The organism is Candidatus Margulisiibacteriota bacterium, assembly GCA_028706105.1.
Classification (GTDB): domain Bacteria; phylum Margulisbacteria; class Riflemargulisbacteria; order GWF2-35-9; family DYQY01; genus DYQY01.
Genome location: JAQWCF010000107.1, coordinates 1 through 4,994 on the forward strand (window position 1 = coordinate 1; position 4,994 = coordinate 4,994).

Below are 4,994 nucleotides of genomic sequence, written 5' to 3' on the forward strand. Positions count from 1 at the left end.
GTGATTGACCCTGATATGGGTGCTTCTCGTCAATGGGCACATACTGAGCAGTACCGTAGACTTCTGATGTAGAAGTTATCAGCACACGACTTGTTCCTAAATCCCTCGCTGCTTGCAATACATTCAGGGTACCTTTGATATTAGTATCAACATAAGAATCCGGTGAATGGTAGCTGAAGGGGATGGCGATAAGTGCTGCTAGATGGTAAACTTCATCTATATTTTTCAAAGCTTCCCTTACGCCATTAGGATCCCTTATATCACCCGTGAATACTTCAACTTCTTTCATAATTTCTTTAGGTAATGTATCTAACCATCCCCAAGAGTTAAAGGAATTATAATATGCAAAAGCTTTCACCTTATGACCTTGTTTTACTAGCTCTTCTGTTAAGTGACTTCCAATAAAACCATCGGCACCTGTTACGAGTATTGTTTGCATTATATCATTCTCCTTCAATACACTATTTAATTTCGCTGATACTTTTTCAGTTTTTCATATCATGTCGGTACAGTTTAATTGTTACTTTAATTTCATAGATAATCGATCCGTATGCCCTGCTACCTGCAAAACAACACAGGTGTGTGCCGATATATCTGGCATATCACAAGTACCACATATTGTTAATAATATTGTACTTTTCATCCGCAATCTCTTTAGGTATTTCTGGTCTATTTATCAGACTACTATATGGATCTCTCAACGCCAAGCAACCCCAGATTTAATTTCTCATCATTTTTAAAATATTCCATGGCATTGCATAAGCCCTTGAGGAAAATACCCATGTTGACATAAATCTTATAAAACATGTTAATGTCATAGCTTGTGCTGCACCGATAGCCCCGTTCCGAGAAATTAAAATATAGTTTAAAACGATACTAGTTATTGCGGTAAAAAAGGTAATCCATGCAAGAATTGCAGTTTTTTTGGCGTAGAAAATATAGTTAGTAACCATTAGGTACATGCCGGTAAATGCATTTCCTATAGCTAACCAGAGGACAAAACTACTAGCACTAATAAAATCTTTACCTACGAAAAAGCTTAATAGCCATGGTGCTATTAAAGCCAACCCTACTGATAGAATTAATATAATAATAAAATATAAATAAGTAAGCTTAACGATTTTGTTCTTAATACCTTGCCCTCCATTGGTTAATTTTTCAAACAGCCACGGAACATAGGCCTGGTTAAAAGCAGTGTATAGCAAACTTATTGGCATAGCTATTTGATACCCAACTGTATAAAGACCGGTGGCATTTACTCCAACCATATTAGTTATAAAGATTCTATCCATCATAGTCATCATTACCATACCAAGCGAATGCGGAATAAGAGGAACCCCAAAATTAAGAGCGCTTTTAATGTATTCCCTATCAACTTTAAATTTTATCCAGCCATTACGATATAAAAGAAATAGTCCAAAGATGGCAAACGAAACAAAGGCTATAACCTGAGCTTGTATACGCCCCTGCCAATCCATTCCTAATCCCACAACAAACCAAAGACTAAAACCTAAATTCAATACTGTTTGGAATATTTGATAAATCCCATACGATACTGGTCTTACTTGAACCTGCCATAAAGTTAAATTTATTCGGTTTATAAACTGGGCTGCAGACACAATTATAACAGCCCACATCCATTGCATTGGAAAGGATGCGACTTTGCTAATTGGCTCCGCTAAAAAGTAAAAAGTAATCCCAACAATTATCGTACTGCTAAGTAGTATCAGTAAGCAGTTGCTTATATAACGGGACATGTCTGTTTCATCACGTTCATAATACTGTCTTGCAATTGCTCCATTAATACTTAACCCAGTAAACGGTGCAACAAAACTAAGTAGAACACCAAACATTGCTACAATCCCATAATCAGTCGGGGTTAGGTAACGCGTTAATACTGGCATTAATAAAAACGGGATTGCCGAGTTAATCATTTGGGTAATAGTATAAATGCCTGCTGAACGAAATAAACTGGAATGAATTAACCTCTTTATATTCATAGTTATTCGCATTTGTCTTTTCTTAAGATAATACTTATTAAGCATTATCTAGTTCCATCAATATTTTATTCAGTTCTTGAACAGAATTTGGTATTTTAAAACGTTCAGGTTCATTGTATGTCGTCTTGATATAGTAAAAAAAATCAATGATATTATCTATTTCTTTATGACTGCTACTAGGTAATAACTGCTTTAGAAATTTTCTAAAAATCTTCACCAAACATATCACTATAGGTTCTTTATTTTGCATAATTTTTGGTGTTACAAGGCTAGTTGAAGAAATAGAAATTAATATTTTATTATTAATATCTATAGACAGAAAAACAGCTTCCCACGGTGTTATGGTTTCAACAACAGGATATTTATTGGATAGAGCATTAAAATATCTTGGATGTGACTTAACTTTCGCATTTCGATTAGATAATAATAAGTCTCTAATCAAAGATTCTTGCTCAAAAAATGCTTTTTCTGCATCATGATTACCTATATTAAAAACTTGTTCAAAATAAATGATTTCTGAATTAGAAAACTCTACTACATCTTTTCTTCCCCCGAAGAAATCAATCAACGCATACTTAAATTCATTGGTATTAGACAAATACGGAGGTTTCTGAAATTTTAAATCTTGGTTAAGCATATATTCTGGCAAGGTAAATCGAAATATTGCCTTATTTACCAACTCCTGCCTCCTGAGCATTTTAAATTTCACCAAATTGATTTTGGATTTTTCTCCAAATACCAATTCTTGTTTAACATACGTCCCTAGTCCTTCTTCAATAAAATACAACTTAGGTCGGTTTGCGTATGATCTGTAGACTGGAGATAACACACCAATCCATGTAGTCGAAGCAATAATAGCAGAAACGTCTAAATCAATTAATTCATCATTAAACAACTGACTGGTCGCAGCTCTCGGAAATAATAATGCCCAAATTTGCCACATAATTTCATATATATGTTTTTCGTATTTCTTATTAGTATAGTAAATACTATGTACAAACTTATTTTTATTCATTTTTTCTCTCTTAAAGGTTTTCTCGTGAATACTCTTGATTAAGACTACTATATGCTCCTCTGGAAATTCATTGTATGCAATATTCATTGCATTAACCAATTGATAAACAGAATCTATTGCTATTATTACCATTGCATATGGACTCCTTCATTAATTATTGGCAATGTCAATTCACTGTTTATATTGCTAAACCCTATCCCAACCAATTCCATAACAATGCCGCACCACTAGCATACCCTTGTTTATTTTACTATTGCTTTCCTTCCAATAGTTCATGGTTCTTCACGGTATTGCTTTTGTTATTCGTTACCAAACACAGGGCCGCAAGCGCCAGTGCATTCCAAAAAAACCTTTCAGTATAAATAACTTCGCCTGCACCATTAAAGACTGCTGTAAGCATAAGCATAAGCGGAATAATAAGTATTTGCCTCTTGCTAGCCTTAGATATTGTATCTTTAATAATCCTCCAATAGAAACCCATATAGGCTATAAAACCTAAAATGCCTAACTGGCTCAATGCGCTGACAATAAAATTATGAGAAGATCCTGGGTCGATCATATATCGGGATAAGGCAATTGTTTCATTGATAGCACCTTGTCCAACACCAAAAAAGAAATGTGTTGGAATTATGTATTTTATTTCTGCCACAATACGTGGCCAGCGCCGTGTCCCTCCAGTTGCAACTACTTGATCAATGTTCATCCTATAAGCCAACATCGGGTTTAGCTCAATAACTATGTAAAAAATAAACACTGCTATGGTACATATAAGAGCCGTAGCAAAAAATCTTTTTTTGATTTTCTTTTGTACATATGATGCTATTAAAACTGTAAAAACAAAACCCAAGGCAATACCTAGCAATGCTGAGCGCGAGCCACTCAGAAGCACAAAATATACGTTTATGATTCCGGCAAGCAAACAAATGGTTTTGACAGAGTTTTTTTTAGTAAAATATATATAGGCAAGACAAAACGCCGACATTTGTGCCATCATCATTCCATATCGGTTTTCATTAAGCCCCTCTGCAATAGTTAAACGCCCGTTCTCAAGAAAATCGGGATTTAGCATAAATGTTACGGTATAATATAATGTTGTAACCAATACCGCAACCAGTATTGCTCGAAATAATTGTACTACTTGGTCACTACTTAATGACAGGTTAACTATAGCTATAAATACTAATATGTTGAGCCCCATCACCAATAAATAAGTAATACTTTTATCGTAAGATAACAAAAATGATATACAGGATACTGCCATAATTAAAGCAAAATTAACTAGCCATCTTCGTTGTAATTTCTTTCTTTTCAAAATAAGTCTAGACATAACACCAGCTATAATTACCAACGCTAGTATTCTCGTAAAGCCTACTCCTTCCACAGCAATGAAATAATCACTGGAAAGAGAAGCTATAAAAAATAGGGGTATTAATAATTCCGGTAAGAATAATCCAATTGGTAAAAATAAATATGGCAAAAGCGCCATATAAGAAGTTGAGGAATTGACCGACAAGAGCAACGCTAAAGTTCCCACCACTGCTATTATATAAATCAATCTGCTCCAGAGTGCTTTTTTTTCCATACCTAATCCTTTCCATATGAGAAGGAGGAAGTTGTACTTTCCTTTCGCCATAAGGTAATATTTTTTATCGATTCTCCTAGCATGGCGTCGATATCCTCACTCTTTAGCATATTTGCAGAGCATTCTTGTAATAATTTATAATACTCTTTTCCAATCTTATAAAAAGAAAAATTATCTGCAAACTTCTTTATTGCACTCTCATCCCATTCCTTACCGAGAGCTACCTTCATCCCTACAGCGAATGCTTCATCTGTCCTTTCATTAACTAGTACCATACAATCCGGGCTATATATATCCGGAATTGCATCAATATCATCAAAAACAAGGGCTGGAACACCATGGCTGTACGCTTCAATCATTGGCAATCCAAAACCCTCATCTATGCTTGCAGTAACTA

The 4,994-nt window shown here is 34.7% G+C and carries 5 protein-coding genes; all 5 read right to left on the minus strand.

Going from position 1 to position 4,994, the window contains the following annotated elements:
- On the minus strand, positions 1 to 439 hold a 439-nt coding region (locus PHF25_08705; protein MDD4528089.1), incomplete at its 3' end, for an SDR family NAD(P)-dependent oxidoreductase.
- A gap of 280 nt (positions 440 to 719) precedes the next feature.
- Positions 720 to 2,045 (minus strand): flippase, encoded by a 1,326-nt coding sequence (locus PHF25_08710; GenBank protein MDD4528090.1) that lies wholly within the window; start codon positions 2,043 to 2,045, stop codon positions 720 to 722.
- On the minus strand, positions 2,038 to 3,147 hold the full coding sequence (locus tag PHF25_08715) for a hypothetical protein (GenBank protein ID MDD4528091.1): 1,110 nt from the start codon (positions 3,145 to 3,147) through the stop codon (positions 2,038 to 2,040). Before PHF25_08715 ends, PHF25_08710 begins: the two co-directional genes overlap by 8 nt.
- 118 nt (positions 3,148 to 3,265) lie before the next feature.
- Positions 3,266 to 4,597 (minus strand): O-antigen ligase family protein, encoded by a 1,332-nt coding sequence (locus PHF25_08720; GenBank protein MDD4528092.1) that lies wholly within the window; start codon positions 4,595 to 4,597, stop codon positions 3,266 to 3,268.
- A 2-nt stretch (positions 4,598 to 4,599) separates the two neighbouring features.
- The coding region (locus tag PHF25_08725) for a glycosyltransferase (protein MDD4528093.1) at positions 4,600 to 4,994 on the minus strand (395 nt) is incomplete at its 5' end.

Coding starts and splice junctions, on each gene's coding strand:
- PHF25_08710 (MDD4528090.1), bottom strand. CDS start 2,045: ATGCTTAATAAGTATTATCTTAAGAAAAGACAAATGCGAATAACTATG.
- PHF25_08715 (MDD4528091.1), bottom strand. CDS start 3,147: ATGGTAATAATAGCAATAGATTCTGTTTATCAATTGGTTAATGCAATG.
- PHF25_08720 (MDD4528092.1), bottom strand. CDS start 4,597: ATGGAAAAAAAAGCACTCTGGAGCAGATTGATTTATATAATAGCAGTG.